Source organism: Streptomyces sp. NPDC002206 (assembly GCF_053593595.1).
Genome location: NZ_JBSFCW010000002.1, coordinates 547,632 through 572,564 on the forward strand (window position 1 = coordinate 547,632; position 24,933 = coordinate 572,564).

Below are 24,933 nucleotides of genomic sequence, written 5' to 3' on the forward strand. Positions count from 1 at the left end.
GAGCAGGATCAGCGGGCGTGCTCCGCGGTCGTGGGGCACTTCGTGTCGCGGACCCAGGGCGTTCCGTGCAGTCACTGCCGACGCATCGCGCGTGCGCGTTCGAGCTCTTCGAGCGCAGCGAACCCACGAGGCGTTCATGCGGTCGCGGAGCCGGGAACGCTGCTCCGCGATGGTTCTCCCGGGTGGTTATGGGAGCGGGAACGCCGCGGGCGGGTAGTCAACAGATCTGTGCCACCCGTCCCTTCCCGTACTCAATCCTCGACGGAGCCACCGTGAAATTCGGGGTATCGACCTTCATCACCGACCAGGGCATCGCCCCGGCCTCACTCGGGACCGCGCTCGAAGAACGCTCCTTCGAGTCGTTGTTCATCGCCGAGCACAGCCATATCCCGGCCGACCGTCAGACGCCCTACCCGGGCGGTGGTGAACTGCCGGAGATGTACTACCGCACCCTGGACCCCTTCGTGGCCCTGACCGCGATCGGCGTGGTGACCGAGCGGCTGTTGCTGGGCACCGGCATCGCGCTGATCCCGCAGCGGGACCCGATCATCACGGCGAAGGAAGTCGCTTCGCTCGATGTGATCTCCGGGGGCCGTGTGATCTTCGGTATCGGTGTCGGCTGGAACCGTGAGGAGATGCGGAACCACGGCACGGATCCCTCGACCCGTGGCCGGCTCACCGACGAGCGGTTGCGTGCCATGCGGGAGCTGTGGACCTCGGAGAGAGCCGAGTTCCACGGTGAGTTCGTGAACTTCGATCCCGTCTTCGCATGGCCCAAACCCGCACAGAGCCCCCATCCGCCGATCTACGTCGGCGGCGGCGAGAATGCGTTCCCGCGGGTGTCGCAGCTCGGAGACGCGTGGCTGGCCAACAGTGCGTCACCGCAGGAGCTCGGTCCACGGATCGAGCGGCTGCGCGCACTTGCCGAACGAGAGGTGCCGGTGACGGTGTACGCGGCTCCCGACGATCCCGGTCAGATCGAGGGGTACATCGGTCTGGGCGTCGAACGGCTGCTGCTCTATCTGCCGACGATGCCTGAACGGGAGACGCTGGAGTACCTCGACCGGCTGGCCGAAGTGGCTGCCCGGTACCGCTGAGACGCCGGAGGCGACGCGCCTCGGGATGTGGACCGATCCGGAAATCCCCGACCGTCCGCCGTGATTGCCGCAACTGTCGTAAGGGGTGTGATGCCCGCTCTGACGAGTGCTGAGGCCCGGGAGAGGTTCGCCGCGGCGCGCATCGCCCACCTCGCGACGATCGACGCGGCCTCCCGCCCGCACCTGGTGCCGGTGGTGTTCGCCCTGGACGGCGACACGGTGATGCTGGCCGTGGACCACAAACCGAAACGGACCGTGCGGCTGAAACGCCTGGCCAACATCGCCGCCAACCCGTCGGTCTGTCTGCTCGCCGACCACTACGAGGAGGACTGGGACCGACTGTGGTGGGTGCGGGCCGATGGCGAGGCGCGAGTGCTCCCGTCACCGGACGGCTTCCCCGAGGCCGCCCGCTGCGTCGGACTGCTCACGGCGAAATACCAGCAGTACGCCGACCGTCCTCCAGACGGACCGGTGGTCGAAGTCTCGGTCCTGCGGTGGAGCGGCTGGCGCGCGTCGTGACTCGGTCACGCACGTGGTCCGCCGCCCGGCAGGCGTTCGGCGACAACTCCTCTGCGGGAGACGGGAACGTGTCACCCTGCTGCTGACCGGCACGTCCGGGAGGCCCAACACCGCCGCCCGGATGCTCGACGGTGACGACTCGACATACTTCTGGAGCGACGGGGCCCCCGCCGCCGGTGATCAGGTCACCGTCGACCTGGGCCGGGCACGGGAGATCGGCGACATCACCCTCGCCATGGCCAAGCCCGGCAGCACCGGCGACTACCTCCACGACGGCGTGCTGGAGCACTCCGTCGACGGGCAGAGCTGGCAGCAGCTCACCACGTTCTCCGGAAAGCCGGACGTCACCGCGACCGCCCCCGCCGGTACGAAGGCCCGCTATGTGCGGGCGAGCGCGGGCCAGACGAACTGGCTTGTCGTGCGTGAGTTCGCCGTCGAGCTGAAGGACGGTGCGGTGGCCGGCGGACCGCCCGCCGCCACCGGATCCGCCCTGCGCTCGGCGGCCGACGGCGACCCGGGCACTGTCTACCGGGCGACGCGCGCGCCGGAGGCCGGTGAGGCGCTGGAGCTGGGGCTCGGCTCCGCGCGCTCCGTCGAGTCCGTCACCGTCCTGCAGCCGGCCGGGTCGGACGCCCTCGCCGACATCCAGCTGCGGGGCGCCGACGGAACCTGGCACACGGTCGGTGAGCTCGACGGTCCGTACACCAGGGTGAACACGACCGGTCGCACAGCCGATGCGGTACGTCTCGCCTGGCGCGCCGGGTCGGCGGCGCCGCAGATCGCCGAGTTGGTGGTCGGCTGAACCGGTAGGGGCCGTCGGAGCGGCCCTCGACACCGGCCGGATCTGCTCCGACCGGCCGCGCGCCCGGCATCCCCTGACCTCTCGGGGTGTGCCGGGCGCGCAGTGATGTCCCGGCCCGGCCGAATCGGTCCGGGCAGGCTGTTCCCAGTCGGGCAAGCGACCGCTTAGTATGCGCCGGAGCAGTGGTAACGCCGACAGTGTTGTGGAGGCCCCTCATGCAGGCATGGCGAGTGCACCGGAACGGCGAGCCGAGCGAGGTGATGCGGCTCGAGGAGACGGACCGGCCCACGCCCGGCGACGGGCAGGTGCTCCTCAAGGTGCTCGCCGCGAACATCAACTTCCCGGACGCGCTGCTCTGCCGCGGCCAGTACCAGGTGCGGCCGCCCCTGCCGTTCACCCCGGGAGTCGAGATCTGCGGCGAGACGCCGGACGGGCGCCGGGTCCTCGCCACCCCTGCCCTGCCGAACGGCGGCTTCGCCGACTACGTCGTCGCGGACGAGGCGGCTCTGTTGCCGGCCCCGGACGCCCTGGACGACGCCGAAGCGGCCGCTCTGCACATCGGCTACCAGACGGGCTGGTTCGGACTGCACCGCAGGGCGCACCTCCAGGCGGGCGAGACCCTCCTCGTACACGCCGCGGCGGGCGGTGTCGGCAGCGCGGCCGTCCAGCTCGGCAAGGCCGCCGGGGCCAAGGTCATCGGTGTCGTCGGAGGCCCCGAGAAGGCCAAGATCGCCCACGAGCTCGGCTGCGACCTGGTCATCGACCGCCGCGCCGAGGACATTGTCGCGGCGGTCAAGGAAGCCACCGGCGGGCGCGGCGCCGATGTCGTGTACGACCCGGTCGGCGGCGACGCGTACGCCAAGTCGGTGAAGTGCATCGCCTTCGAGGGCCGGGTGATCGTCGTCGGCTTCGCGAGCGGCGTCATCCCCACCCCTGCGCTCAACCACGCACTCGTCAAGAACTACTCGATCGTCGGGCTCCACTGGGGTCTGTACAACACCAAGGACCCGGCCGCGGTCCGCGCCTGTCACCAGGAGCTCACCGCGCTCGCGGCGCGCGGTGTCATCAAGCCGCTGATCAGCGAGCGTGTCGCGATGGACGGGGCGGCGGGTGCCGTCCAGCGTGTCGCCGACGGCACGAGCACCGGCCGTATCGTCGTCCTTCCGGCAGGAGCCGCCCGATGACGACCATCGACGCGGCCGAACTCCGCCGCCGCACCCGGGAGCTGCTCGCCGCACACCCCCCGGCCACCACCGGGCGCACGGAGTTCCTGAGGGCCCGCTTCGACGCCGGCCTCGCCTGGGTGCACTATCCGGCCGGGCTGGGCGGACTCGACGCACCGCGCTCCCTGCAGCCGGTCGTCGACGCCGAACTCGCCGCAGCGGGCGCCCCCGACAACGACCCGCGCCGCATCGGTATCGGCCTCGGCATGGCCGCCCCCACAATCCTCGGCTTCGGCACCGACGAGCAGAAGCAGCGCTTCCTGCGCCCCCTGTGGGTCGGCGAGGAGGTGTGGTGCCAGCTCTTCAGCGAGCCAGGCGCCGGATCCGACCTGGCCGCGCTCGGCACCCGCGCCGTGCGCGAAGAGGCCGACGGGGACTGGATCGTCGACGGCCAGAAGGTCTGGACGTCCAGCGCCCATGTGGCCCGCTGGGCGATCCTCATTGCCCGAACCGACCCGGACCTGCCCAAGCACCGCGGCATCAGCTACTTCATCTGCGACATGACCGACCCGGGTGTCGAGGTACGGCCGCTGCGTCAGATCACCGGCGAGGCCGAGTTCAACGAGGTCTTCCTCACCGGCGTATGCATCCCCGACAGCCGGCGGCTCGGCCCGGTCGGTGCCGGCTGGAAGGTCGCCCAGACCACCCTGATGAACGAGCGCGTCTCGATCGGCGGATCCCGGATCCCGCGCGAGGGCGGCATGATCGGCCCGGTTGCCAGGACCTGGCGCGAACGTCCCGAACTGCGCACCCACGATCTCCACCAGCGACTGCTCACCCTCTGGGTCGAGGCCGAGGTCGCCAGGCTGGCCGGCGAACGGTTGCGCCAGCAGCTCGTCGCCGGGCAGCCGGGCCCCGAAGGCTCCGGCATGAAACTCGCCTTCGCCCGCCTCAACCAGGAGATCAGCGGACTGGAGGTCGAACTCCTCGGCGAAGAGGGGCTGTTGTACAGCGACTGGACGATGCGCCGGCCGGACATGGTCGACTTCACCGGACGCGATGCGGGCTACCGCTATCTGCGGTCCAAGGGCAACTCGATCGAGGGCGGCACGAGTGAGGTTCTGCTGAACATCGTCGCCGAACGCGTCCTCGGGCTGCCCGCCGAGCCGCGCAACGACAAGGACGTCGCCTGGAAGGACCTGTCCCGATGACAGCACAGACCGAAGAGACCGTGGCGCCCGATCTGCTGTACTCGGAGGCCGAGGACGACCTGCGGGCCGCCGTGCGGTCGTTGCTCGCCGACCGGTCCGACGCGCCGACGGTGATCGCCCGCATCGAGTCCGACACGCCGTACGACCCGCAGCTGTGGAAGGCTCTCGGCACCGGCATCGGCGCCGCCGGGCTGCTCGTGCCGGAGAAGCTCGGCGGCCAGGGCGCGAGCCATCGCGAGGCTGCGGTGGTCCTGGAGGAACTGGGCCGCAGCGTGGCCCCCGCCCCCTATTTGACCAGCGCGGTCGTCGCGACCGAGACGCTCCTCGCCCTGGGGAGCGAGGACGGGCCGGTCGCCGAACTCCTCGGCGAGCTGGCCGCAGGACGCAAGGTCGCGGTCCTCGCCATGCCGTTCCCCGCGACGCCGGAGAACAACGCGGCGGCCGAGGCCGTGACCGGCACCCTGGACGGCACCGTCACCGCGGTCGCCGACGCGGCCGCAGCCGATGTACTGCTGGTGCCGACCACCGGCGGCCTGTACGCGGTCGAGGCGGATGCGCCCGGCGTCACCGTCGAGCCGCTCGTCCCGCTCGACCGGACCCGCCCGCTTGCCACCGTCACCCTCACCGCCGCCACCGGAACCCGCCTCGCCGACGCGGAAGCGGCACGCCCCGCCGTACGCCGCGGGCTGCTCGCCGGTGCCGGACTGCTCGCCTCCGAGCAGCTCGGCCTCGCCGAGTGGTGCCTGACCGAGACGGTCAGGTACACCCGCGAACGGCATCAGTTCAACCGGCCCATCGGCTCGTTCCAGGCGCTCAAGCACCGGATGGCGCAGCTCTGGCTGGAGGTCGTCTCGGCCCGCGCCGCCGCGCGAAACGCCGCGGACGCCCTCGCGACCGGCAGTCCCGACACGCCGCTCGCGGTGGCCGTGGCACAGGCGTACTGCTCCAAGGTCGCGGTCCACGCCGCGGAGGAGTGCATCCAGCTGCACGGCGGCATCGGCATGACGTGGGAGCACCCCGCGCACCTGTATCTGAAGCGGGCCAAGGCCGACGCGATCGCGTACGGCACGGCCGGAAGCCACCGCGAGGCGATCGCCGAACTGATGGAACTGCCCGCGCCGTAACGGAACTGCGCCCACGGCGGCGGGATGAGGGGCGGGGATACGGGTTGTGTATCCCCGCCCCGTTCGTCGTTCCGGGCGATCGGACGGTGCAGAACATGACCCCGACCGGAGGGAGGCCGTGCCCCAGTCAGGGCCAACCACTGCACGGTGTACGCCGGCTACCGCGAACCCGTGCACTTGCTCATCGACATCAAGACGGACGGCGCCGACGCCTACCTGGATCTCGACCGGCAACTGCAGCGGTACCGCCGGATGCTGACCTCGTACCACGACGGCCGGGTACGCGCAGGCGCGGTCACCGTTCCTAACCAGTGCGCACAAGCGAGTCCTGGGCTCACTGCTGCGTACTGGGCGCATCCCGAACGGTGTTGGATGCACTGGTCCCCCGCGTTCGCTTCCCGCTCGGCGACGGCCCTCCGGGGGGCCGGTCCGTGGTGGGTGGGCGGGTTCCCTCAACTGCACCGAGAGCTTCGGCCGGCTGGGCACGGGCCCGTTCCCCGCCGCCGAACGGGACAGGCTCCGCGCCCTCGTCGGCGCCGCTCGCCGCGCAGGGCAGCGCGTCCGCTTCTGGGCGACGTCCGACGTCGCGGGACCCGAGCGCGACGCCGTCTGGACCGAACTGCCGGCAGCAGGGGTCGACCATCTCAACACGGACGACCTGGCCGGGCTCGAGCTCTTCCTACGTGCGAAGAACAGCGGTACCCGGGACGGCGCCTGACGGGCCGTACTGCCTACTGCGGTGACAGTCAGTCAACACCCGGATGGCGGACACGCCAGTCCGCCGGATGGCCCCTTCGTTACGCCACACTGGCGGCCGAATGCCGCATTCCGGCGCGGCGGAGGAGGTTGGCCATGGCCATTTCGATCTCACTGGTGCTGTTACTGCTGGTCCTTGCGGTGATCTTCCTCCGCAACGGCGGACTGAAGCTCTCGCATGCGATCGTCTGCGCGCTGCTCGGATTCTTCCTGGCGGGGACGAGTATGGCGCCGAGCATTCAGGAGGGACTGACGGCCACGGCCGACGTCGTCAGCAGTCTCAAGCCCTGATCGGACTCGTTGTGCCGCCGTGAAGCGGTCATGAAACACAGGGAACTTCCGCGGGCACCTCAAGGTGGTCGCTCCGGCGTCTGGCGGCGGTGCGACCCCGTACGCAAACCGACCTCTTCGGTGACGGCGGAACCTGACACCTCGGCGCGGTCGACTTCCGCACCGGCGAACGCCGCCGACGCAGGCTGACGGGCACGGGCCCCTCGTACAGGAACAACTGGGCGCCGATCACCATCGGTCCCGATGGCGCGGCCTGCGTCGGCGTGTTTCAACGGCATCGGGGCGGCGCGCGACACCCATTGACGTACAGGGTCGGGGGTGCGGCCTGCGCGGATCAGGTGCCGACGAGGCGCGACCGGATCAGGAACCGGACCCCCTCCGGTGCCTCCAGCGAGAACCCGCTGCCGCGCCCCGCCACCACGTCGACGATCAGCCGGGTGTGCGCCCACACCTCGTGCTGGCTCTTCGACATCCAGAAGGGGACGCGCTCCGCGATCCCGTCGACGGTGAGCGAGGCGAGCAGCACGTCGGAGTTGCCGGTACGGAACTCGCCGTCCTGGTAGCACATCGGCGCACTGCCGTCGCAGCAGCCGCCGGACTGGTGGAACATCAGCGGCCCGTGGGCCTCGCGCAGCCGCCGCACCAGATCGGCGGCTGCGGGGGTGAGCTCCACGAGCGGTGCGTCCGAGGGGATCACGTGTCGACCTTTCGCTGTCCGATCCGATGCGATGGCTCCAGGTAACCCCGTACGACGTTGCGTGGAGGTTGCACGCGAACCGTGAGCCCTGCGGGTCGCGCTCATATGAGCATCGCTTCATCACGGTTATGTCTCGCTGTGGCGGGGGGGTCTTGCTTCGAGGGCATGTAATCGTTTCCAATCGTTCGTGTAATCGTTTCCACGGGCTTCGGTGCCGACCGCGCCGCCCTCTGGATCCGTGCTCACGGAAACCACAAGGAGGTGGTCCGGCAGTGGCGAGCATCAAAGATGTCGCAGCCGAGGCGGGCGTGTCCGTCGCCACGGTGTCGCGAGTCCTCAACAGTCATCCGTCCGTCAGCCCCGACGCGAGGGCCCGCGTCCTCGCTGCTGTCGACGCGCTCGGCTACCGGCCCAACGCCGTCGCCCGATCGCTGCGCACCGACCAGACGCGCACCCTCGGGCTGATCATCAGCGACGTACTCAACCCGTACTTCACCGCGCTGGCCCGCTCCGTCGAGGAAGCGGCGCGCGCCCTCGGGTACAGCGTCATCATCGGAAACGCCGACGAGCGGCCCGAGCTGCAGGACCACCACATCCGTACGCTCCTCGACCGCCGGATCGACGGGCTCCTCGTCTCGCCCACCGACGGCGGCTCCCCGCAGATACTCGACGCCGCGCGCGGCGGCACCCCCATGGTCTTCGTGGACCGCTGGATTCCCGGGGTGGACGTGCCGGTGGTGCGCGCCGACGGATGTCCCGCCGTGCGGGACCTCGTCGCCCATCTGCACCGCCTCGGCCACCGCCGGCTGGCAATCATCGCCGGCCCGGCTGCCACCACCACCGGCAGCGAGCGCGTCGAGGCCTTCCGCGACGCCTTGCGTCAGCACGGGCTTCCGCTGCCCGATGCCTACATCGGTCAGGGCGACTTCCAGGCGGACAGCGGACGCCGTTCCACCGAGCGGTTCCTGGCCCTGCCCGAGCCGCCCGACGCGGTCTTCGCCGCCGACAACCTGATGGCCCTCGGCGCCCTGGACGCGATCCGTGCGCGCGGGCTGCGGGTTCCACAGGACATCGCGCTCGCCGCGTTCGACGACATCCCGTGGTTCGTCCACACCGATCCGCCGATCACGGCGATCGCCCAGCCGACCGGAGACCTCGGCCGAGCCGCCGTACGGGCGCTGGTCGACGTCATCGAGGGCCGGCCCCCGCAGTCCGTCACCCTTTCCGCCCATCTCGTCGTACGCAGGTCGTGCGGCGAGCCCGCTTCGAACCGGAGGAGCAACCTGTGAGCAACCAGGACGAGTTGCTGCGCATCGAGGGAATACGAAAGACCTTTCCCGGCGTGGTCGCGCTCGACTCCGTCGACTTCGACCTGCGCCGCGGCGAGGTGCATGTCCTGCTCGGTGAGAACGGCGCGGGCAAGAGCACGCTGATCAAGATGCTCTCCGGTGCCTACCGCCCGGACAGCGGACGGATCCTGGTCGACGGGAACGAGGTGCGTGTCCACGGCGCCCAGGACGCCGAAAGGCTCGGGATCGCCACCATCTACCAGGAATTCAACCTGGTGCCCGAGCTGACCGTCGCCGAGAACATCTTCCTGGGCCGCCAGCCGCGGCGCTTCGGCATGATCGACCGCAGGAAGATGGAGGCGGACGCCGAGGAACTCCTGCGCCGGGTCGGCGTGCGCGTCTCACCGAAGGCCAAGGTGCGCGAACTGGGCATCGCCCGGCTCCAGATGGTGGAGATCGCCAAGGCGCTCAGCCTGGACGCCCGTGTCCTGATCATGGACGAGCCCACCGCCGTGCTGACCAGCGAAGAGGTGGACAAGCTCTTCCGGATCGTCCGGCAGCTGCGCACGGACGGCGTGGGGATCGTCTTCATCACCCATCACCTGGAGGAGATCGCGGCGCTCGGCGACCGGGTCACCGTGCTGCGCGACGGCCGCAGCATCGACCAGGTGCCCGCCTCGACCCCCGAGAACGAGCTCGTGCGGCTGATGGTCGGGCGCAGCATCGAGCAGCAGTACCCGCGCGAACGCCCGGAGACGGGCGAAGCGTTGCTCTCCGTGCGCGGGCTGACCCGCGGCGGCGTCTTCCACGACATCAGCTTCGACGTGCACGCCGGAGAAGTCGTCGGACTCGCCGGACTCGTCGGCGCCGGCCGCACCGAGGTCGTCCGCGCCGTCTTCGGCGCCGACCCCTACGACGCAGGGAGCGTCGAGGTGCGCGGCGAGCGGCTGGGCAAGGGCGACGTGAACGCGGCCATGGGCGCCGGGATCGGGCTCGTGCCCGAGGACCGCAAGGGGCAGGGCCTCGTGCTCGACGCCTCGGTGCAGGAGAACCTCGGCCTGGTCACGCTGCGTTCGGCCAGCCGCGGCGGTCTCGTGGACCTCAAGGGGCAGCGCACAGCCGCCGCCCGGATCGCCAAGGAGCTCGGCGTACGGATGGCAGGCCTCGGCCAGCACGTCCGCACTCTCTCCGGCGGCAACCAGCAGAAGGTCGTCATCGGGAAGTGGCTGCTCGCCGACACCAGGGTGCTGATCCTCGACGAGCCGACCCGAGGCATCGACGTCGGCGCGAAGGTCGAGATCTATCAGCTCATCAACCAACTGACGGCCTCCGGCCACGCGGTCCTGATGATCTCCAGCGACCTTCCCGAAGTCCTCGGCATGAGCGACCGGGTGCTCGTCATGGCCCAGGGCCGGATCGCCGGCGAACTGCCCGCGCACGAAGCGACTCAGGACACGGTGATGGCGCTCGCCGTCAGCGCCCCGTCCGCAACAACCACCCCAGATGTGAACGATGAAGTGGAGGGCTCCCGTGGCCACTGACACGCTCAAGAGCAATACGGGCGCAAGTGGCGCCTCGGCGCTCCGCCGCATCCTGCTCGACAACGGCGCACTGAGCGCCCTGGTGGTCCTGGTAGTGGCGATGTCGCTGCTCTCCGGCGACTTCCTCACCACTCAGAACCTGCTGAATGTGGGTGTGCAGGCCTCCGTGACGGCGATTCTCGCGTTCGGCGTGACCTTCGTCATCGTCTCGGCAGGTATCGACCTGTCCGTCGGCTCGGTGGCGGCGCTCTCGGCGACCGTACTCGCCTGGATGGCGACGTCCGAGGGCGTCCCCGTGTGGATCGCGGTGCTCCTCGCCGTGGCCACGGGCATCGCCTGCGGTCTCGTCAACGGCGTCCTCGTCTCGTACGGGAAACTCCCGTCGTTCATCGCCACGCTGGCGATGCTCTCGATCGGCCGCGGCCTGTCCCTCGTCATCTCGCAGGGCAGCCCGATCCCCTTCCCCGACTCCGTCTCGGTGCTCGGCGACACGCTCGGCGGGTGGCTGCCCGTCCCCGTCCTCGTGATGGTCGCGATGGGGCTGGTGACGGCAGTGGTCCTCGGGCGCACGTACATCGGCCGTTCGATGTACGCCATCGGCGGCAACGAGGAAGCGGCCCGGCTCTCGGGCCTGCGCGTCAAGCGGCAGAAGCTCGTCATCTACGCCCTGTCCGGACTCTTCGCCGCTGTCGCGGGCATCGTCCTCGCCTCCCGCCTGACCTCCGCGCAGCCGCAGGCCGCGCAGGGTTACGAGCTGGACGCGATCGCCGCGGTCGTCATCGGCGGCGCCAGCCTCGCGGGCGGCGTCGGCAAGGCCTCCGGAACCCTGATCGGCGCGCTGATACTCGCCGTGCTCCGCAACGGCCTCAACCTGCTGTCCGTCTCGGCCTTCTGGCAGCAGGTCGTCATCGGTGTCGTGATCGCGCTCGCGGTCCTGCTGGACACGGTGCGCCGGCGGGCCGGCGGTGGGTCCACGACGTCGGCGCCCTCGTCCGGTGCTACCGGGCCCCGGGGCAAGGGAGCCGCGAAAATCGCGATCGCCGCGGTGTGCGTGGCGGCCGTCGTCGCAGCCGTGTCCTTCTTCAACTCCGGCAACTCCGGTACGACCACCAAGGTCGGCATGTCGCTCTCCACGCTCAACAACCCCTTCTTCGTCCAGATGAAGGCGGGCGCGCAGGCCGAAGCGAAGGATGCGGGCATCGACCTCACCGTGACGGATGCGCAGAACGACGCGTCGCAGCAGGCCAACCAGCTGCAGAACTTCACCGGCGCAGGCATGCAGTCGATCATCGTAAATCCGGTGGACTCGGACGCGGTGGGACCCGCGGTGCGGTCCGCCAACAAGGCCGACATCCCGGTGGTCGCCGCCGACCGCGGCGTCAACAAGGCGGACACGGCGACGCTCGTCGCCTCCGACAACGTCGCGGGCGGCAGGCTCGCCGCGAAGGCACTGGCCGACAAGCTCGGCGGCAAGGGCGACATCGTCGTCCTCCAGGGCACCGCGGGCACCTCCGCCAGCCGCGAGCGCGGCAAGGGATTCACCGAGGGCCTGAAGGCCTACCCGGGGATCAAGGTCGTCGCCTCCCAGCCCGCGGACTTCGACCGCACGAAGGGCCTGGACGTCATGACCAACCTGCTGCAGTCACACCCGCGCATCACCGGTGTCTTCGCCGAAAACGACGAGATGGCGCTCGGCGCGGTCAAGGCGCTCGGCAGCAAGGCCGGCAAGTCCGTCGACGTCGTCGGGTTCGACGGCACCCCCGACGGTCTGAAGGCAGTCGCCGCGGGCACCCTGTACGCCTCGGTCGCCCAGCAGCCGAAGGAACTCGGGAAGATCGCCGTGCAGAACGCGGTCGAGGCGGCGCGCGGCAAGCAGGTCGACACCATGGTCAAGGTGCCGGTGAAGGTCGTGACGGAGAAGAACGTCGCCGACTTCTCCTGACCAGTCCCACCCCCGCACCCCAGTGAAAGGAGGACAGCGATGCGCGACTACGACCTGCTGGTCGTGGGGTCGGCCAACGCCGACCTGGTGATCGGCGTCGAGCGTCGACCCGCGCCGGGCGAGACCGTGCTCGGTTCCGATCTTGCCGTCCACCCCGGCGGCAAGGGAGCCAACCAGGCCGTCGCCGCCGCCCGCCTCGGCGCCAGGACCGCGCTGCTCGCCAGGGTGGGCGACGACGCCCATGGGCGGCTGCTGCTGGAATCGCAGCGCGCGGCCGGTGTCGATACCGGTGGTGTCCAGGTCGGAGGTGCGCCCACCGGCGTCGCGCTGATCACGGTGGACCCGTCGGGCGACAACAGCATCGTGGTCTCGCCAGGGGCCAACGCCCGGCTGACCCCCGGCGACATCCGCGCCGCCGACGGCCTGCTCGCCGGCGCCCGGGTCGTCTCGGCGCAGCTCGAGATCCCCCTGGAGACCGTGGCCGAGGTGGTACGCACCCGGCCGGCCGGTTCCCGGTTCGTACTGAATCCGTCGCCGCCCGCGCCGCTGCCCGCGGACGTACTCGCCGCCTGCGACCCGCTGGTCGTCAACGAGCACGAAGCCCGGTTCACGCTCGGCGATGCGGCGGGGCCGGGCCCCGAGGACTGGGCGCGGGAGCTTCTCGCGCTCGGCCCGCGGTCGGTGGTGGTCACGCTGGGTGCGCAGGGCGCACTGGTCGCCGACGGCCGCACGGGCACCGTGGTGCGGGTCCCGAGCCCCCGGGTCGACGCCGTGGACACCACCGGCGCCGGTGACGCCTTCACCGCCGCCCTCGCCTGGCGGCTCAGCCTGGGCGAGGACCTCGCGACGGCTGCCGCCTTCGCCGTGCGGGTGGGCGCCGCCGCCGTCACCAGGGAAGGCGCGCAGGCGTCCTTCCCGACCGCCGAGGAGGTCTCCGCGCTGTGAAGAAGGCCGGAATCCTCAACCGTCATCTGGCCGGGGCACTGGCCGAACTGGGCCACGGCGACACGGTCCTCGTCTGCGACGCGGGCATGCCCGTCCCGGCCGGTCCGCGCGTCGTCGATCTGGCTTTCCGCGCCGGTATCCCTTCTTTCGCCGACGTGCTCGAAGGGCTGCTGGACGAGCTGGTGATCGAGGGCGCCACGGCCGCACGCGAGGTGCGGGAGGCGAATCCTGCGGCCGCCCGGCTGCTGGCAGGGTGCCTCCCGGAGCTGGAGCTGGTCGGACACGACGAGCTCAAGGCGCTGTCGGCAGGGGCGCGGCTGGTGGTACGTACCGGAGAGGCGCGGCCCTACGCGAACGTGCTGCTGCGCTGCGGAGTCTTCTTCTGACACGCGTGCGTACGAGTGAGGCCCGGCACCGCAACGCGGTGCCGGGCCTCACTGCGTGCCCTGGCGGTCCGGCAGCTCAGCGCACCCGCCCCGCCTGTGCTGCCGACACCGATACCCAGGGCACGGGCCACCTCGAACCGGCCCCGCGGACCACCGGCTGCTCCAGGTTCCCCGGAGGGTGCTCACCCCACGTGGCCGGAGGGACCCCGGTCCGGATCGCCCTGGCGGCCGTCCAGAATGTCGTCGACGCCTTCGACGCCTTCGACGGCAGACCGCTTCGCGACGATGTCTCCTGACTCGGCGCGGGGACCAGCCCCGACGTGTGGCCACCCCGGCAGGGCGGTGGTACGGCCGGCCGGCGCAGGCTGCCAGGAGGTCACCCAGCCGTGGCGTACGTTCCACGTGCCGCCGTCGGCGCTCGCGCCGCGCAGGCCGTCCAGGACGTTTTCTCCGGCGAGCGCGAGCAGGCGGGCGTCCTGGAGTGAAGCGAAGGCAACCGTACGGTCAGGGGCCCAGTCGGTGCTCCGGCGCAGGCGGCGGGCCAGTTGGGCGAAGCCCAGCGGGGCGGCTGCGACCACCCAGGCGTCAGGTGTCTCACTGGTCAGCCTCGTCGCGGGGCGCAGCCAGGAAGCCGCCGACTCGGGCCAGTCGACCACAGCCAGAACCGTTCCGTCGCCGACCCGCCAGGCGGTGCTGAAGGCTTCGGCCGCGGCCCGGGACGCGTCGTCGCGGCTGTGGCCGACAGACACGGTCTCGATGCGGGACCCGGGGTACTTCAGCAGCCCGATGAGTGCGGTGAGTTCGGCCTCGGTGTGCGGGGACGGGAGCGGCAGATCGCCGTACTCGGGGAGATCCGAGGCGGGGATCAGAGGTGAGCGGTCCTGCTTCCGCTCCTCGATGGTGTCCATGGCGGAGGCGCTCTCCCGGTTCTGTTTCCAGCGGGCGTACGTCGCGGGCAGGCACACCGCGCAAGGCCGGTATCCGGCCGTGATCGCGGTGGTCTCGTCGGGGAAGAAAACCCGATGTGCGACATAGTGGCCACGGGCGAGGGCCCGCAGGGCGGACGGGCAGTCGAGCCGGCCGTACAGACGCCCGCGCCGGTGCCCTCCGAGCGTGCCAGGAGTGGTACTCCGGTACGGCAGTCCGTCCACGCCGAGCAGGGTGTACATGCGCTTCAGGCGGCATCGTGGAAGACCAGGCCCAGCGCATGGCGGCGGCCGGAGCGCACGGTGCTGATCCCGTGCCGCATCGCACCGGCCGACCAGCCGCGCCTGGTGGCCACCGGGCGGTCGCGCGTGGTGAAGATCAGTCCGTGGCCCTGATCGAGGACGTTCGTGGTGCCGCGCGACTGGGCGCGCGGACGCTGCTCGACGAGCAGGAACTCCCCGCCGGTGTAGTCGGTGCCGTACGCGTCGAGACCGATCACGACCTGGAGAGGGAAAAGCATGTCGCCGAACACGTCGCGGTGCAGGGCGTTCCAGTCGCCTTCCTCGTAACGCAGCAGGATCTGGGCCGAGCGGTCCTGCCCCGCTGCGTGACACATGGCCACCCATTCCTCCAGGGTGTCGGGCCAGGGTGCGGGGCGGCCGAGCCGAGCGGCCCAGTCGCGGGCGACGGTCAGCAGGTGCGGGTAGAACGCGGCGCGCAGTTCGGCCACCGGCCGGGGCAGGTCATGGGTGAAATATCGGTACTGGCCGGAACCGAAACGGTGGCGTGCCATGTCGACCGTCGTCCGGAACAGGTCGTCCCGGTCGTAGAGTTCACTGATCTCGGCGCACTGGGCGAGGGTGAGGAGGCGTGGCGTGAGCGCGCATCCGTAGGCGTCCAGTTCCTCGGCGAGGTGCGCCCAGTCGGCCGTGTCCACCTGTCTGCGGGTGTCCGCGATGTCGGTCTCGGTGCTCATCAGTGTTTCTCCGGTAGGGGGTGTGGGCCGCGCCGCCGTCGGCGGCGCCCGCCCGTCGTCAGATGAGCGTCGGCTGCAGGGCGCCCTCGTGCGTGAGGAGCTGCACCTTCCGCTCTACGCCGCCCGCGTAACCCCGCATCGAGCCGTCGGCGCCGATCACGCGGTGGCAGGGGCGCACCAGCAGCAGGGGGTTGGCGCCGATCGCCCCGCCCACGGCCTGCACCCGCTCACGCGGGAGGCCGAGCTGTTCGGTCAGCCGGCCGTAGGTGGTGGTGGCGCCGTACGGGATGGCATCCAGGGCGCCCCACACCTGCTGCTGGAAGTCGGTCCCCGTGGGGGTGAACTCCAGCTGGAACACGGTTAGTTCACCTGCGAAGTAAGCCCGGATCTGTCGTACGGCCTCGGCGAAGGCGGCTTCGTCGTGCCGCCGGTCCTTGCGGACGACGGGAGCTTTCTTCATGCCCTGCACGGACAGTGAATTGACCGCCGTACCACCCGGTGCGGTGCCGGACTCCTCGCCCACCAGCAGCAGTTGGCCGAGTGGGCTGTCAATCATGGTGTGGACCCTCATGGTCGTGGTCCCCTTCGTCTGGATGTTTCCGCTCTGCTCTCACAGCCTGAGGTTTTCGGGCGCGAACGGCTGGCGGTATTCGGACGCCGCGCTGGGAGCTGTCGTGGGGCCGGACTCCACGACGTCGAAGAGGCCCGTCACGACGGCCCGACGTCGCTGTGCGATGCCACGCCGAGCTCATCCACTTGCAATTGTTCGTGCTGTTTCAGCAAGATGATGGACGTGGACGAGCTCAGCACCGTACTGGCCACTGTCGGGCCGCGACTGCGCGCACTGCGCAGGCAGCGCGGCATCACCCTGGCCGACCTGACGGAGACGACCGGCATCTCGGAGAGCACGCTCTCGCGACTGGAGAGCGGCGGACGGCGGCCGACCCTGGAACTGCTGCTGCCACTGGCCCGCGCCTACGGAGTGCCGCTCGATGAACTGGTCGGCGCGCCGCGGACCGGGGACCCGCGCGTGCACCTTCGTCCGGTACGCCGATCCGGGATGACATTCGTGCCGCTGAGCCACCGGGCCGGCGGAATGCAGGCGTACAAACTGGTGATCCCGCCCAGCCGCCAGGACACCGAACCCGACCTGAAAATCCACGAGGGGCACGAGTGGGTCTACGTCCTGAGCGGCCGGCTGAGGCTGCTCCTGGGAGACCAGGACCTGGTTCTCAAACCCGGTGAGGTGGCGGAGTTCGACACCCACCTGCCGCACTGGCTGGGATCTGCTGACTCCGACGCGGTCGAACTGCTCGTCCTCTTCGGTCCGCAGGGTGAGCGTGCCCATTTGCGCGCCCGCGCGACCTGACCACATACGGTGGTCCGCGCCCGCTCAAGAGGCGGGAGGCTGCTTGCGGCCGGCGGTCAGGAAGCGCACGCCGCCGACCGGCGCAGGGGAGTCACCGAGCAGTGGGGCGACCCGGGTGGAGCAGCGTGTCGAGTCCATGACGGCGATTCCCCAGGGCGCGCTCGCAGCCGGCTGCCTCAGCATCCGGGCTGAAGGCGTCAACGAACCGCGTCTCCTTCCGGCGTGCCACCGCGGCATCGGTGTCGGCGGCCACGAGATCGGCGTTGATCGCCGCCGCGGCCTGTACCCCGGAGGCCGCGGCGGCGGGGACTCCGCCCAGCAGTTCGGTGACGTTCCCGGCGACCCACACCCCGGCGACCCCGGTGAACCCGCTCGCGTCCGATTCCACGTAACTCCCCACTCCCACAGGGTGCTCCACCGCCGTCAGGCCGAGGTCTGCGAGCACCTCGCCACGGGCGTCGAACCGGGGCGCCACCACCAGAGCCCGCACCGGTACCCGCAGACCGGAGGAGAGCCGTACAGCCGACAGGCGGTCATCGCTCACTTCGAGAGCGGCGACCCTTCCGTCGACCACGCTGATTCCGCGAGCGGCCAACTGCTCCCACTGCTCCTCGCCCGGGTCGTCCGCGGTGTGCAGGAAGAGAGTCACGTGCGGCGACAACTGGCGGAACAGCAGCGCCTGATGCACTGCGGCCGGCCCGTCGGCCAGCACTCCGATCGGCGCGTCGCGCACCTCCCACCCATGGCAGTACGGGCAGTGCAGTACGTCGCGACCCCACCGCTCCCGCAGGCCGGAGACATCTGGGAGTTCGTCCACCAGCCCGGTGGTCACCAGCAGCCGTCGTGCACCGTAGCTCCGGCCTCCGGCGGTGTCCACGACGAACCGTTCGCCGTCACGGCGGACGACCACCACCCTGTCCGACACGACCCGCCCGCCGTAACCGGTGACCTCCTCCTGGCCGGTCCGCAGCAGCTCGCGCGGCGCGATTCCGTCGCGCGACAACAGTCCGTGGACCCCGGATGCGGGAGCGTTGCGCGGTTCCCCGGAGTCGACCACCAGCACCGACCGCCGGGAACGGGCCAACGTCAGAGCGCCGGACAGCCCGGCGACCCCACCTCCGACGACCACGACATCTACAACAGCATCTGCCTCAGTGAGGCTGTTCTTCTCCGTCTCATCCATACGGACACCCTGCGAGCCACTCGAACCCAGCTGCAAGGTTTCTTGCTGGTCTGGCAAGTCTGAGAACGACGTAGATCGCAGTGTCGTATGGGCGTCACCGCCGGTCATCGAGGAGGCATCGGGGCCGATCGGGTACCTGCTTATGTCCTATGGCAAGGCTGAGGAAGTGTCCGAGTACGCCGCCTCGCTGGCTCGCGAGCACGGTCTCGTCTGCTTCGATCCGCAGGGAGAATGCCTCCGGCCGTGAACTGCCTGTTCGCTCCGAGGGTGGACCAGAGGAACCTGTTTTCTCCGGGATGGGACACCCGAGCCGGTCCTCGCCGCGCTGCGGTGGCACACAGGCGCAAGCGCAGACCGTCCGTCGCACCTCGATGCGAGCGAGCACCCGTACCCGCTGCTCGTCCCGGGCCCGGACAGCTGTCTGCCGGGTGGGGACTTCGCGTCCCTGCAGCGCCAGTTCCGCGGAAATGGGATGCCTGGGGACTGCCCACCCGAAACTTCTGGCTGGACGACGGCATCGGTGAGCTCGTCACACTCCTGGCCCTGCTGGCGTCCCACGTCGAAGACTCCGGATACGGCGGACTGGCTACGCTCGCGAGAACGGGAGTCGTTTGTCGATGACTTCGGGAGTCACTTCGCATACTGCGACGGTGATCAATGTCGATGAGTTCGGGGGTCAATCACCGCCCCAGGCGGTACCAGCGCCTAGCTTCATCACGAGGCCCGGTGCCGGATTCCGGGTTCGACTCCCACCGAAAGGATCAGCCCGTCATGGATGACGACACCTGGGTCGAACAAGGTGAGAAGATCGGCACCACGAACGAGCTGCGGGAGTACGTCACCGCGATCCGCGCAGAGGTGCACCACATGCAGACGGGGCTGGGCCGCGCCGCGTGGGGCGTGCTCAGGGGGCGTTCCTGGCTCGACACTCCACGTGACGAGCGCTTCGACCACGCCGACGTTCTGCGCGAGCAGCTGGACATGACCGTCACCCCGGCCGGGATGGCCGCCAAGGACGCCGTGTACCGGCAGTCGCTCGCGGCTCTCCTCGCGGCCCTGGACGCGGTTGAACGTGTGACCCTCACCGCCTGGCTCGCCGACATCAACGCCAAGGACCCCGACCGGCCGGCGTGAGCCTCGCCCCGGGTTCTCCTCGGTTCTGGCTCAACTTCTGTGACGCAGTCACCGTAAGTGATCATCGCTACCCCAGCGCTCGGAGAATCAGCAGCACCTGTTGGCGCCGTTCGCGTGCGTCCACTGTGGTCTGTCCAGCCGTGGAGCGAGGGCAGCCCCGACAACGCGGTCGCAGCCGGTCAGCGGCTCGAGCTGGCGGACCGGGCCGAGAACGCGGAGCAGCCGCTGTTCGTCGGATCCGCCACCCACGGTGACCAACGGGGCAGCGTGACGGTGACCTTCACCGACGGCACCACTGCTGCCACCGACCTGTCGTTCGGTGACTGGACGCTGCCGGGCGGCGGAGAGGACCCGGTGTTCGACAACACGGTCGTGGCCCGCACCGATCACCGCGACGAGTCAGGGGGACGCGGGCCTGCCGCGCATGTGTTTGCGACAGCGCCCTTCTCGGTGCCTGACGGAAAGCGGATCAAGAGTGTGACGCTGCCCGACAACGCCAACCTGCACGTCTTCGCCGTCGGACTCGGCTGAGCGGCGAGCGGTCCGACGGGTGGGTGCGGGCCGGGAAGGCAGGTGGGCCGCCGGTCCACGCCGTGTCCGGGCCGCCGCATGAAGTAGTGACGTGAAGAGCGCCTGGTGGGTATCCGCCCAAGGCAGGCGCCCTTCTGTCAATCCTGGACGCTGGATGACGAGCCGTTGGCGCAGCAGCCGACGGGGATGCCGTCAGGCGATCCAATGCGGCCGTCGGGTGGAGGACGAGGGCGGGAGGCCGTCGGCGAGCGCGGTGGCCATGCGACGCACGGCCTCGCGCAGGGTCTCGGGAGGCGTTGTGTACGGGATGCGGAGGCGCTGTTCGAAGATGCCGGGGTCGGTGGCGAAGTAGGCGCCGCCCTCGATCCGAACTCCGTAGTCCAGGGCGCGCTCGGCCAGCGGTGAGGCGATGGGCTCGCCCAGGTCGACCCACAGAGAGAGACCGCCGGGCGGCAGCTGCCAGGTCCACTGCGGAATGTGCTGGGCCAGGGCAGCAGCCAGGGCAGCGCGCTGCTCGCGCAGGTGTTCCAGGCGCGGCGTCAACAGCTCCCCGGCCCGAGCCAGCAGGGCGAGGGCCAGGAGCTGGTCCAGGACCGAGCCGCCCATGTCGGTGGCGATCCGCTGGCCGGCGAGCTCGGTCACCAGCCGCGACGAAGCACGCAGCCAGCCGATGCGCAGACCGCCCCAGTGGGTCTTGCTCATCGAGCCGATGGTGATGACCTGGCCGGTCCCACCGGGCGTGGCATGGGCGGCGAAGGGCAGCGGGGCCGGGACATCGAGGGCGAGGTCGGCCAGGGTCTCGTCGATGACCAGCCAGGTGCTGGAGCGCTGAGCGGCGCGCAGGATGCGGACGCGCTCCTCATCGGGCATGAGGCAACCGGTCGGATTGTGGAAGTCGGGGATCAGATAGGCCAGTTGGGGCACCACTTGGTGCAGGGTCGATTCGTTGATCTCGATATCCCAGCCGGTATCGGTCACCGGGACCGACACGGTACGGAGGTGGGCGCGGCGCATGGCCTCCAGGGCGTTCGGGTAGGACGGATTCTCGACCATGATCCGGTCGCCAGGTCGGCACAGCAGCCCCATGACCAGCGTGAGTGCGTGCTGGGCGCCGGAGGTGAGCAGGATCTGTTCGGGCACGGTGGCCAGGCCGCGCCGAGTGAAACGCTCGGCGATGGCGGCGCGCAGTTCCGGAAGACCGTAGGGGTGATAGCCGGGTGTGTGAGCGTGCTCGGCCAGCCGGGGGGCGACCTGGACGAGGGCGTCGACGAGCGTCTGTTCCGGCAGACCGGGGGCGGCCCTGGCCAGGTCGATCGCGGTGTCCTGCGGTCCGAGGAGTCGGGTGATGCCGCTGGGCGTACGGCCTTCCGGCAGAGCCGTCCAGGTACCGGAGCCCTGGCGGCTGTGCGCGTAGCCGCTCTCGCGCAGCAGGTCGTACACGGCGGTGACGGTGGCCCTGCTGGTGTTCAGAGCGGTGGCCAGCTCCCGCTCGGCAGGCAGTCTGACGTGCAACGCGATCCGTCCGTCCAGGATCAGCGCGCTGATCGCCCCGGCCAGGTGACGGTAGGCGGGCCTCATTCCCGTCGGGTCGGGCAGCAGCGCGGCAAGCTGTCGGCTCCCCAGGGTCCGGCCGGTGCGGTTCACCCGGTCCACCGGCTGGAACGGATTCGAGTCAGCCATACCACTCTCCCCGGATTGGCCGTGTTGTCTGGGCCAATCACTGTACAGACTCGCCGCCTGTGGCCTTGAGCCACCCGAACTCGCTGGAGGCGACTGGTATGGGGCAGAAGGACACGGACCGCTGCGAGCGCGAACTCCGTCGCCGTCACGAGGAACGCACTGCCGCTCCACCGGTGCCCATCACGCGCCCGTCTCCGCCGTCCCTCACCTACGTCCCCTTCGGCGAGCACCTGCCCAGGCGTCTTCCCCAACTGTTCATCGGCCTTGGCCTGTACGGATTCAGCCTCTCGCTCATGGTCCGCGCCTCGCTGGGCGTCAACCCCTGGAGCGTCCTCAACGAGGGTCTGGAGCACCACACCTCCCTGAGCTTCGGCACGATCACGGGCGCCGTCGGTGTTCTCGTCCTCCTGTTGTGGATCCCGCTCAAGCAGAGGCCGACGTTCGGCACCGTCGCGAACATCGTCGTCCTGGCGTGCTCATCCGACCTCGGCCTCCTGCTCATCCCCGAGGACCTCGGCTCCCCTGCCCGGGTCGGCCTGCTCGTCGGGGGTGTCTTCCTCAATGGGTTGTCCGTCGCCGTCTACGTCGGCGCGCGCTTCGGCCCCGGCCCCCGGGACGGGTTGATGACCGGCGCGTCCGCCGCAACCGGGCGTTCCATCCGGCTCATCCGCACCCTGATCGAGATCACCGTGCTCGGCGCGGGCTGGCTGCTCGGCGGGAGCGTGGGCGTCGGCACGGTGCTGTACGCGCTCACGGTCGGCCCGACCACGCAGCTCTTCATGCCGCGGTTCGCCTACCGGAGCACCGCCGAACGAGCTGCGACGGAAGCCCGATCCGAGAGGGCGACCCCGACTGCACCGGTCAAGGCTTGGGAGGGACGCACGGAAGTGGCTGGAAAGACGGTGACTCCTGCTCAGGGCGAGGCTCTGCCAAGAACTAGCCTGGAGCCTGTTGCGAGAGTGCGTGCCCGAGGTTTCCTGGCGGCTCAGAGACATGATTACTTCACATGGAGGCGTTGATGGCCGTTCGCCGTGTCGTGCCCAACATCCAGTCGGAGACCGTACAGGAGAGCCGGGACTTCTACGGTCTGCTGGGCCTGGAAGAGGTCATGAATCACGGCTGGATCATGACGCTTGCCTCTCCGTCCGCCCCGACGGCACAGGTCAGCTTCATGACGAACGACAAGACCGCACCGGTCGTGCCCGACATGAGCGTCGAGGTGGACGATGTGGACGCGGCCTACGCGGTCGTACGTGACAGCGGTGCGGAGATCCTGCACCCGTTGCAGGACGAGGAATGGGGAGTGCGCCGGTTCTTCGTCCGGGACCCCAACGGTCGGGTCGTCAACGTACTGGGCCACCGATAGGGGTCCTCGCAGCAGCAGCAGCAGCAGCAGCAGCAGCAGCTGCTCCTCCGACCGAGCGGGGCGCCCCCGAGGAACTGCTGCACCGGATACAGCTGCTGGGCCTCACGGGTCCCGCCTGCCGGGAAGACCTGCACTCGCCGAACCACCGTTGCTGAGCCGAGAACTGCGGCACCGTCCGTCCGTGCGCGGCCGTGTGCGTCCACCGGCCGTGTCGCCGTTCCCGTGACGCCCGCAGCATCGTCGCGCCGGAGCGCGCGGAACCGGTGCTTCCCCGGCGCGCGCATTGCCGCAGCCGCTGCCCTTCCTGACCGGTCGGTCTGCGAACCCGGATGGACCAGCACCGTTCGCGTCGGCCGCCGGCAGGCATTAGGACAGAGGTGACGGGTGGCAGGGAGGAGCGGGCCGGGATGCAGATCGTTGTCGACCTCAATCGCTGCCAGGGGTATGCGCAGTGCGTGTTTCTCGCACCGCAGGTGTTCGAGCTGCATGGCGAGGAGGCCCTGATGTTCACGCCGACCGTGCCCGACGATCAACATGAGCGCGTCCGCCGGGCGGCGGCGGCCTGTCCGGTACAGGCCATCCTCGTCGGTGAGCCGGCAGGCGTCGGCGCTCCGTGAGCGGCGTCGGCCGGATCGTCGTCGTCGGTGCGTCGCTGGCCGGTCTGCGCGCCGCCGAGACGTTGCGTGACGAAGGCTTCGCCGGATCGCTGACCCTTGTCGGGGAGGAGCCCCACCCTCCTTACGACAGACCACCGCTGTCCAAGCAGGTGCTGCTCGGGCGGGTACACGCGCATGACGTCGGGCTGCCGAGCCGCCGCGAGGTGAACGCGCGATGGAAGCTCGGTGTCCGTGCCGTCGGGGTCGACCCGATCAAGAAGCGGGTGGTCCTCGCCGACGGCGAAGAGCTTCCCTTCGACCGGCTGCTGATCGCCACCGGGACCCGGGCCCGACCCTGGGCGAACTCCGACGAAGCCCGCCTGGACGGCGTACTCACCCTGCGTACGAATGACGACGCGGCCCGCCTCGCCGAACTCCTCGACGCAGGACCGCGCCGGGTTCTGGTGATCGGGGCCGGATTCATCGGCTCGGAGATCGCGTCCGCCTGCCGGGAGCGCGGTCTCGACGTAACGGTCGCCGAACGCGGTCCCTCGCCTCTCGTCGGCGCGCTCGGCGGGACACTCGGTAGCTATGCGGGGCGGCTGCAGCGTGCGCACGGGGTCGACCTGCGCTGCGGCGTGACCGTTACCGCTCTGAAGGGCAGCAACGGCCGGCTCACGGGCGCCGAGTTCTCCGACGGCCGCCGGATCGACGCCGATGTCGCCGTGGTCGCGTTGGGAGCCATCCGTAACACCGAATGGCTCGACGGATCAGGCCTGGCCGCGGGCCCTCGAGGCGTCGCTTGCGACGCGGGGTGCCGCGCCTTCGACATGTACGGGATCGTCACCGACGACGTCTTCGTCGCCGGAGACGTGGCACGCTTCCCGCATCCGCTCTTCGAGTACCAGATGCTCTCCCTCGAACACTGGGGCAACGCGGTTGCACAGGCCGAAGTGGCGGCGCACAACATGATCAGCCCGGGACCACGCAGGCGTCCGCACCTGTCGGTGCCCGCCTTCTGGTCCAGCCAGTTCGGCCTCAACATCAAGTCCGTGGGCGTACCGACCTTCTCGGATCAAGTGGTCATCGCCCAGGGCTCGTTGCACGAGGGCCGGTTCGTTGCCGTCTACGGCTACCGGGGACGTGTCACCGCGGCGGTCAGTGTGAACCGCGCCAAGTGGCTGGAGCACTACCAGTACCTCATCGAGACGGCGGCACCGTTTCCACCCGCCCCCGGTGCCGCCGACCGGTCCGGTTCGCCCGCGCCCGTCCCCTCCGACGTGCCGTCCCCTCAGCTGCTCTCGCACGGTCCGACCGTGGCTCTCACCGGTCATCTGCCGGACCGGCACCTGATTCTGGTGCGGGCCGAATCACCCCCGACCGCCGCCCACGCTCGATGAGGAGCCCC

25 protein-coding genes and 1 pseudogene are annotated in these 24,933 nt (G+C 70.2%); 20 read left to right on the forward strand and 6 right to left on the reverse strand.

Translation table 11 applies throughout. The annotated features are described in order from the left end of the window. Window positions 1-272: 272 nt before the first annotated feature. The 8 genes and pseudogenes from ACWCP8_RS07370 to ACWCP8_RS07405 all read left to right on the forward strand — a co-directional run bounded on the left by ACWCP8_RS07370 (window position 273) and on the right by ACWCP8_RS07405 (window position 6,963). Complete coding sequence (locus ACWCP8_RS07370; protein WP_352263423.1) at window positions 273-1,097, forward strand: LLM class F420-dependent oxidoreductase; 825 nt, start codon at window positions 273-275, stop codon at window positions 1,095-1,097. 90 nt (window positions 1,098-1,187) lie between these two features. Beyond that, the gene (locus ACWCP8_RS07375) at window positions 1,188-1,616 is read left to right on the forward strand and encodes a TIGR03668 family PPOX class F420-dependent oxidoreductase (protein WP_352263425.1); all 429 of its coding nucleotides are present in this window, start codon (window positions 1,188-1,190) and stop codon (window positions 1,614-1,616) included. 13 nt (window positions 1,617-1,629) lie between these two features. Further along, entirely contained in the window at window positions 1,630-2,418 is a 789-nt protein-coding gene (locus ACWCP8_RS07380; protein WP_451114729.1) for a discoidin domain-containing protein, read from the forward strand. A 215-nt stretch (window positions 2,419-2,633) separates the two neighbouring features. After that, complete coding sequence (locus ACWCP8_RS07385) at window positions 2,634-3,602, forward strand: NADPH:quinone oxidoreductase family protein (protein ID WP_352263428.1); 969 nt, start codon at window positions 2,634-2,636, stop codon at window positions 3,600-3,602. Beyond that, window positions 3,599-4,792 carry an acyl-CoA dehydrogenase family protein gene (locus tag ACWCP8_RS07390; protein ID WP_451114732.1) on the forward strand — a complete coding sequence of 398 codons (1,194 nt, stop codon included), beginning with the start codon at window positions 3,599-3,601 and terminating at the stop codon, window positions 4,790-4,792. The genes ACWCP8_RS07385 and ACWCP8_RS07390 overlap by 4 nt, the downstream gene beginning before the upstream one ends. Further along, window positions 4,789-5,916 carry an acyl-CoA dehydrogenase family protein gene (locus ACWCP8_RS07395; RefSeq protein ID WP_352263431.1) on the forward strand — a complete coding sequence of 376 codons (1,128 nt, stop codon included), beginning with the start codon at window positions 4,789-4,791 and terminating at the stop codon, window positions 5,914-5,916. The genes ACWCP8_RS07390 and ACWCP8_RS07395 overlap by 4 nt, the downstream gene beginning before the upstream one ends. Window positions 5,917-6,364: 448 nt before the next feature. Next, window positions 6,365-6,634, forward strand: a pseudogene (locus tag ACWCP8_RS07400) (hypothetical protein); the annotation flags it as partial. A 134-nt stretch (window positions 6,635-6,768) separates the two neighbouring features. Continuing rightward, a complete protein-coding gene (locus ACWCP8_RS07405; RefSeq protein WP_030924608.1) occupies window positions 6,769-6,963 on the forward strand; it encodes a hypothetical protein in 195 nt (64 codons plus the stop codon). A 334-nt stretch (window positions 6,964-7,297) separates the two neighbouring features. Here ACWCP8_RS07405 and ACWCP8_RS07410 read toward each other — a convergent pair whose 3' ends face one another. Next, window positions 7,298-7,660 (reverse strand): DUF779 domain-containing protein, encoded by a 363-nt coding sequence (locus ACWCP8_RS07410; RefSeq protein ID WP_451114734.1) that lies wholly within the window; start codon window positions 7,658-7,660, stop codon window positions 7,298-7,300. A gap of 272 nt (window positions 7,661-7,932) precedes the next feature. Here ACWCP8_RS07410 and ACWCP8_RS07415 point away from each other — a divergent pair, with 272 nt between their 5' ends. From ACWCP8_RS07415 to rbsD, 5 genes are read left to right on the forward strand one after another with little or no spacing between them, the layout of a single operon-like run. After that, a complete protein-coding gene (locus ACWCP8_RS07415; RefSeq protein WP_352263433.1) occupies window positions 7,933-8,949 on the forward strand; it encodes a LacI family DNA-binding transcriptional regulator in 1,017 nt (338 codons plus the stop codon). Further along, window positions 8,946-10,490 carry a sugar ABC transporter ATP-binding protein gene (locus ACWCP8_RS07420; RefSeq protein WP_352263434.1) on the forward strand — a complete coding sequence of 515 codons (1,545 nt, stop codon included), beginning with the start codon at window positions 8,946-8,948 and terminating at the stop codon, window positions 10,488-10,490. The genes ACWCP8_RS07415 and ACWCP8_RS07420 overlap by 4 nt, the downstream gene beginning before the upstream one ends. After that, complete coding sequence (locus tag ACWCP8_RS07425; protein ID WP_352263436.1) at window positions 10,480-12,432, forward strand: ABC transporter permease/substrate-binding protein; 1,953 nt, start codon at window positions 10,480-10,482, stop codon at window positions 12,430-12,432. The genes ACWCP8_RS07420 and ACWCP8_RS07425 overlap by 11 nt, the downstream gene beginning before the upstream one ends. 39 nt (window positions 12,433-12,471) lie before the next feature. After that, window positions 12,472-13,377: a ribokinase gene (locus tag ACWCP8_RS07430; protein ID WP_352263437.1), complete on the forward strand. Its 906-nt coding sequence runs from the start codon at window positions 12,472-12,474 to the stop codon at window positions 13,375-13,377. Further along, window positions 13,374-13,763, forward strand: coding sequence for a D-ribose pyranase (rbsD, locus tag ACWCP8_RS07435; RefSeq protein WP_352263439.1), 390 nt, complete (start codon window positions 13,374-13,376; stop codon window positions 13,761-13,763). The genes ACWCP8_RS07430 and rbsD overlap by 4 nt, the downstream gene beginning before the upstream one ends. 182 nt (window positions 13,764-13,945) lie before the next feature. Here the strand turns inward: rbsD and ACWCP8_RS07440 are convergent, their stop codons facing one another. From ACWCP8_RS07440 to ACWCP8_RS07450, 3 genes are read right to left on the reverse strand one after another with little or no spacing between them, the layout of a single operon-like run. Beyond that, on the reverse strand, window positions 13,946-14,932 hold the full coding sequence (locus ACWCP8_RS07440; RefSeq protein ID WP_352263441.1) for a type 1 periplasmic-binding domain-containing protein: 987 nt from the start codon (window positions 14,930-14,932) through the stop codon (window positions 13,946-13,948). 5 nt (window positions 14,933-14,937) lie between these two features. Then, a complete protein-coding gene (locus tag ACWCP8_RS07445; protein ID WP_352263443.1) occupies window positions 14,938-15,666 on the reverse strand; it encodes a 2OG-Fe(II) oxygenase in 729 nt (242 codons plus the stop codon). A gap of 58 nt (window positions 15,667-15,724) precedes the next feature. Beyond that, window positions 15,725-16,237 (reverse strand): methylated-DNA--[protein]-cysteine S-methyltransferase, encoded by a 513-nt coding sequence (locus ACWCP8_RS07450; RefSeq protein WP_451114739.1) that lies wholly within the window; start codon window positions 16,235-16,237, stop codon window positions 15,725-15,727. A 213-nt stretch (window positions 16,238-16,450) separates the two neighbouring features. On the opposite strand from ACWCP8_RS07450, the gene ACWCP8_RS07455 reads away from it, so the two are divergent. After that, complete coding sequence (locus tag ACWCP8_RS07455) at window positions 16,451-17,035, forward strand: helix-turn-helix domain-containing protein (protein ID WP_451114741.1); 585 nt, start codon at window positions 16,451-16,453, stop codon at window positions 17,033-17,035. A 91-nt stretch (window positions 17,036-17,126) separates the two neighbouring features. Here the strand turns inward: ACWCP8_RS07455 and ACWCP8_RS07460 are convergent, their stop codons facing one another. Continuing rightward, entirely contained in the window at window positions 17,127-18,218 is a 1,092-nt protein-coding gene (locus ACWCP8_RS07460) for an NAD(P)/FAD-dependent oxidoreductase (RefSeq protein WP_451114743.1), read from the reverse strand. A 771-nt stretch (window positions 18,219-18,989) separates the two neighbouring features. On the opposite strand from ACWCP8_RS07460, the gene ACWCP8_RS07465 reads away from it, so the two are divergent. Together ACWCP8_RS07465 and ACWCP8_RS07470 are read left to right on the forward strand one after the other, a co-directional pair. Next, on the forward strand, window positions 18,990-19,352 hold the full coding sequence (locus ACWCP8_RS07465; RefSeq protein ID WP_352263450.1) for a hypothetical protein: 363 nt from the start codon (window positions 18,990-18,992) through the stop codon (window positions 19,350-19,352). A 114-nt stretch (window positions 19,353-19,466) separates the two neighbouring features. Then, complete coding sequence (locus tag ACWCP8_RS07470) at window positions 19,467-19,883, forward strand: hypothetical protein (protein ID WP_352263451.1); 417 nt, start codon at window positions 19,467-19,469, stop codon at window positions 19,881-19,883. 192 nt (window positions 19,884-20,075) lie between these two features. Here the strand turns inward: ACWCP8_RS07470 and yczR are convergent, their stop codons facing one another. Continuing rightward, a complete protein-coding gene (yczR, locus tag ACWCP8_RS07475; protein ID WP_352263453.1) occupies window positions 20,076-21,563 on the reverse strand; it encodes a MocR-like transcription factor YczR in 1,488 nt (495 codons plus the stop codon). Between the two features lie 98 nt (window positions 21,564-21,661). On the opposite strand from yczR, the gene yczE reads away from it, so the two are divergent. From yczE to ACWCP8_RS07495, 4 genes are all read left to right on the forward strand, one after another. Continuing rightward, a complete protein-coding gene (gene yczE / locus ACWCP8_RS07480; protein WP_352263454.1) occupies window positions 21,662-22,582 on the forward strand; it encodes a membrane protein YczE in 921 nt (306 codons plus the stop codon). Continuing rightward, on the forward strand, window positions 22,582-22,929 hold the full coding sequence (locus ACWCP8_RS07485) for a VOC family protein (protein WP_326625053.1): 348 nt from the start codon (window positions 22,582-22,584) through the stop codon (window positions 22,927-22,929). Before yczE ends, ACWCP8_RS07485 begins: the two co-directional genes overlap by 1 nt. A gap of 407 nt (window positions 22,930-23,336) precedes the next feature. Next, entirely contained in the window at window positions 23,337-23,546 is a 210-nt protein-coding gene (locus ACWCP8_RS07490; protein ID WP_267008781.1) for a ferredoxin, read from the forward strand. Next, complete coding sequence (locus tag ACWCP8_RS07495; protein WP_352263456.1) at window positions 23,543-24,925, forward strand: NAD(P)/FAD-dependent oxidoreductase; 1,383 nt, start codon at window positions 23,543-23,545, stop codon at window positions 24,923-24,925. The genes ACWCP8_RS07490 and ACWCP8_RS07495 overlap by 4 nt, the downstream gene beginning before the upstream one ends. Window positions 24,926-24,933: the final 8 nt, after the last annotated feature.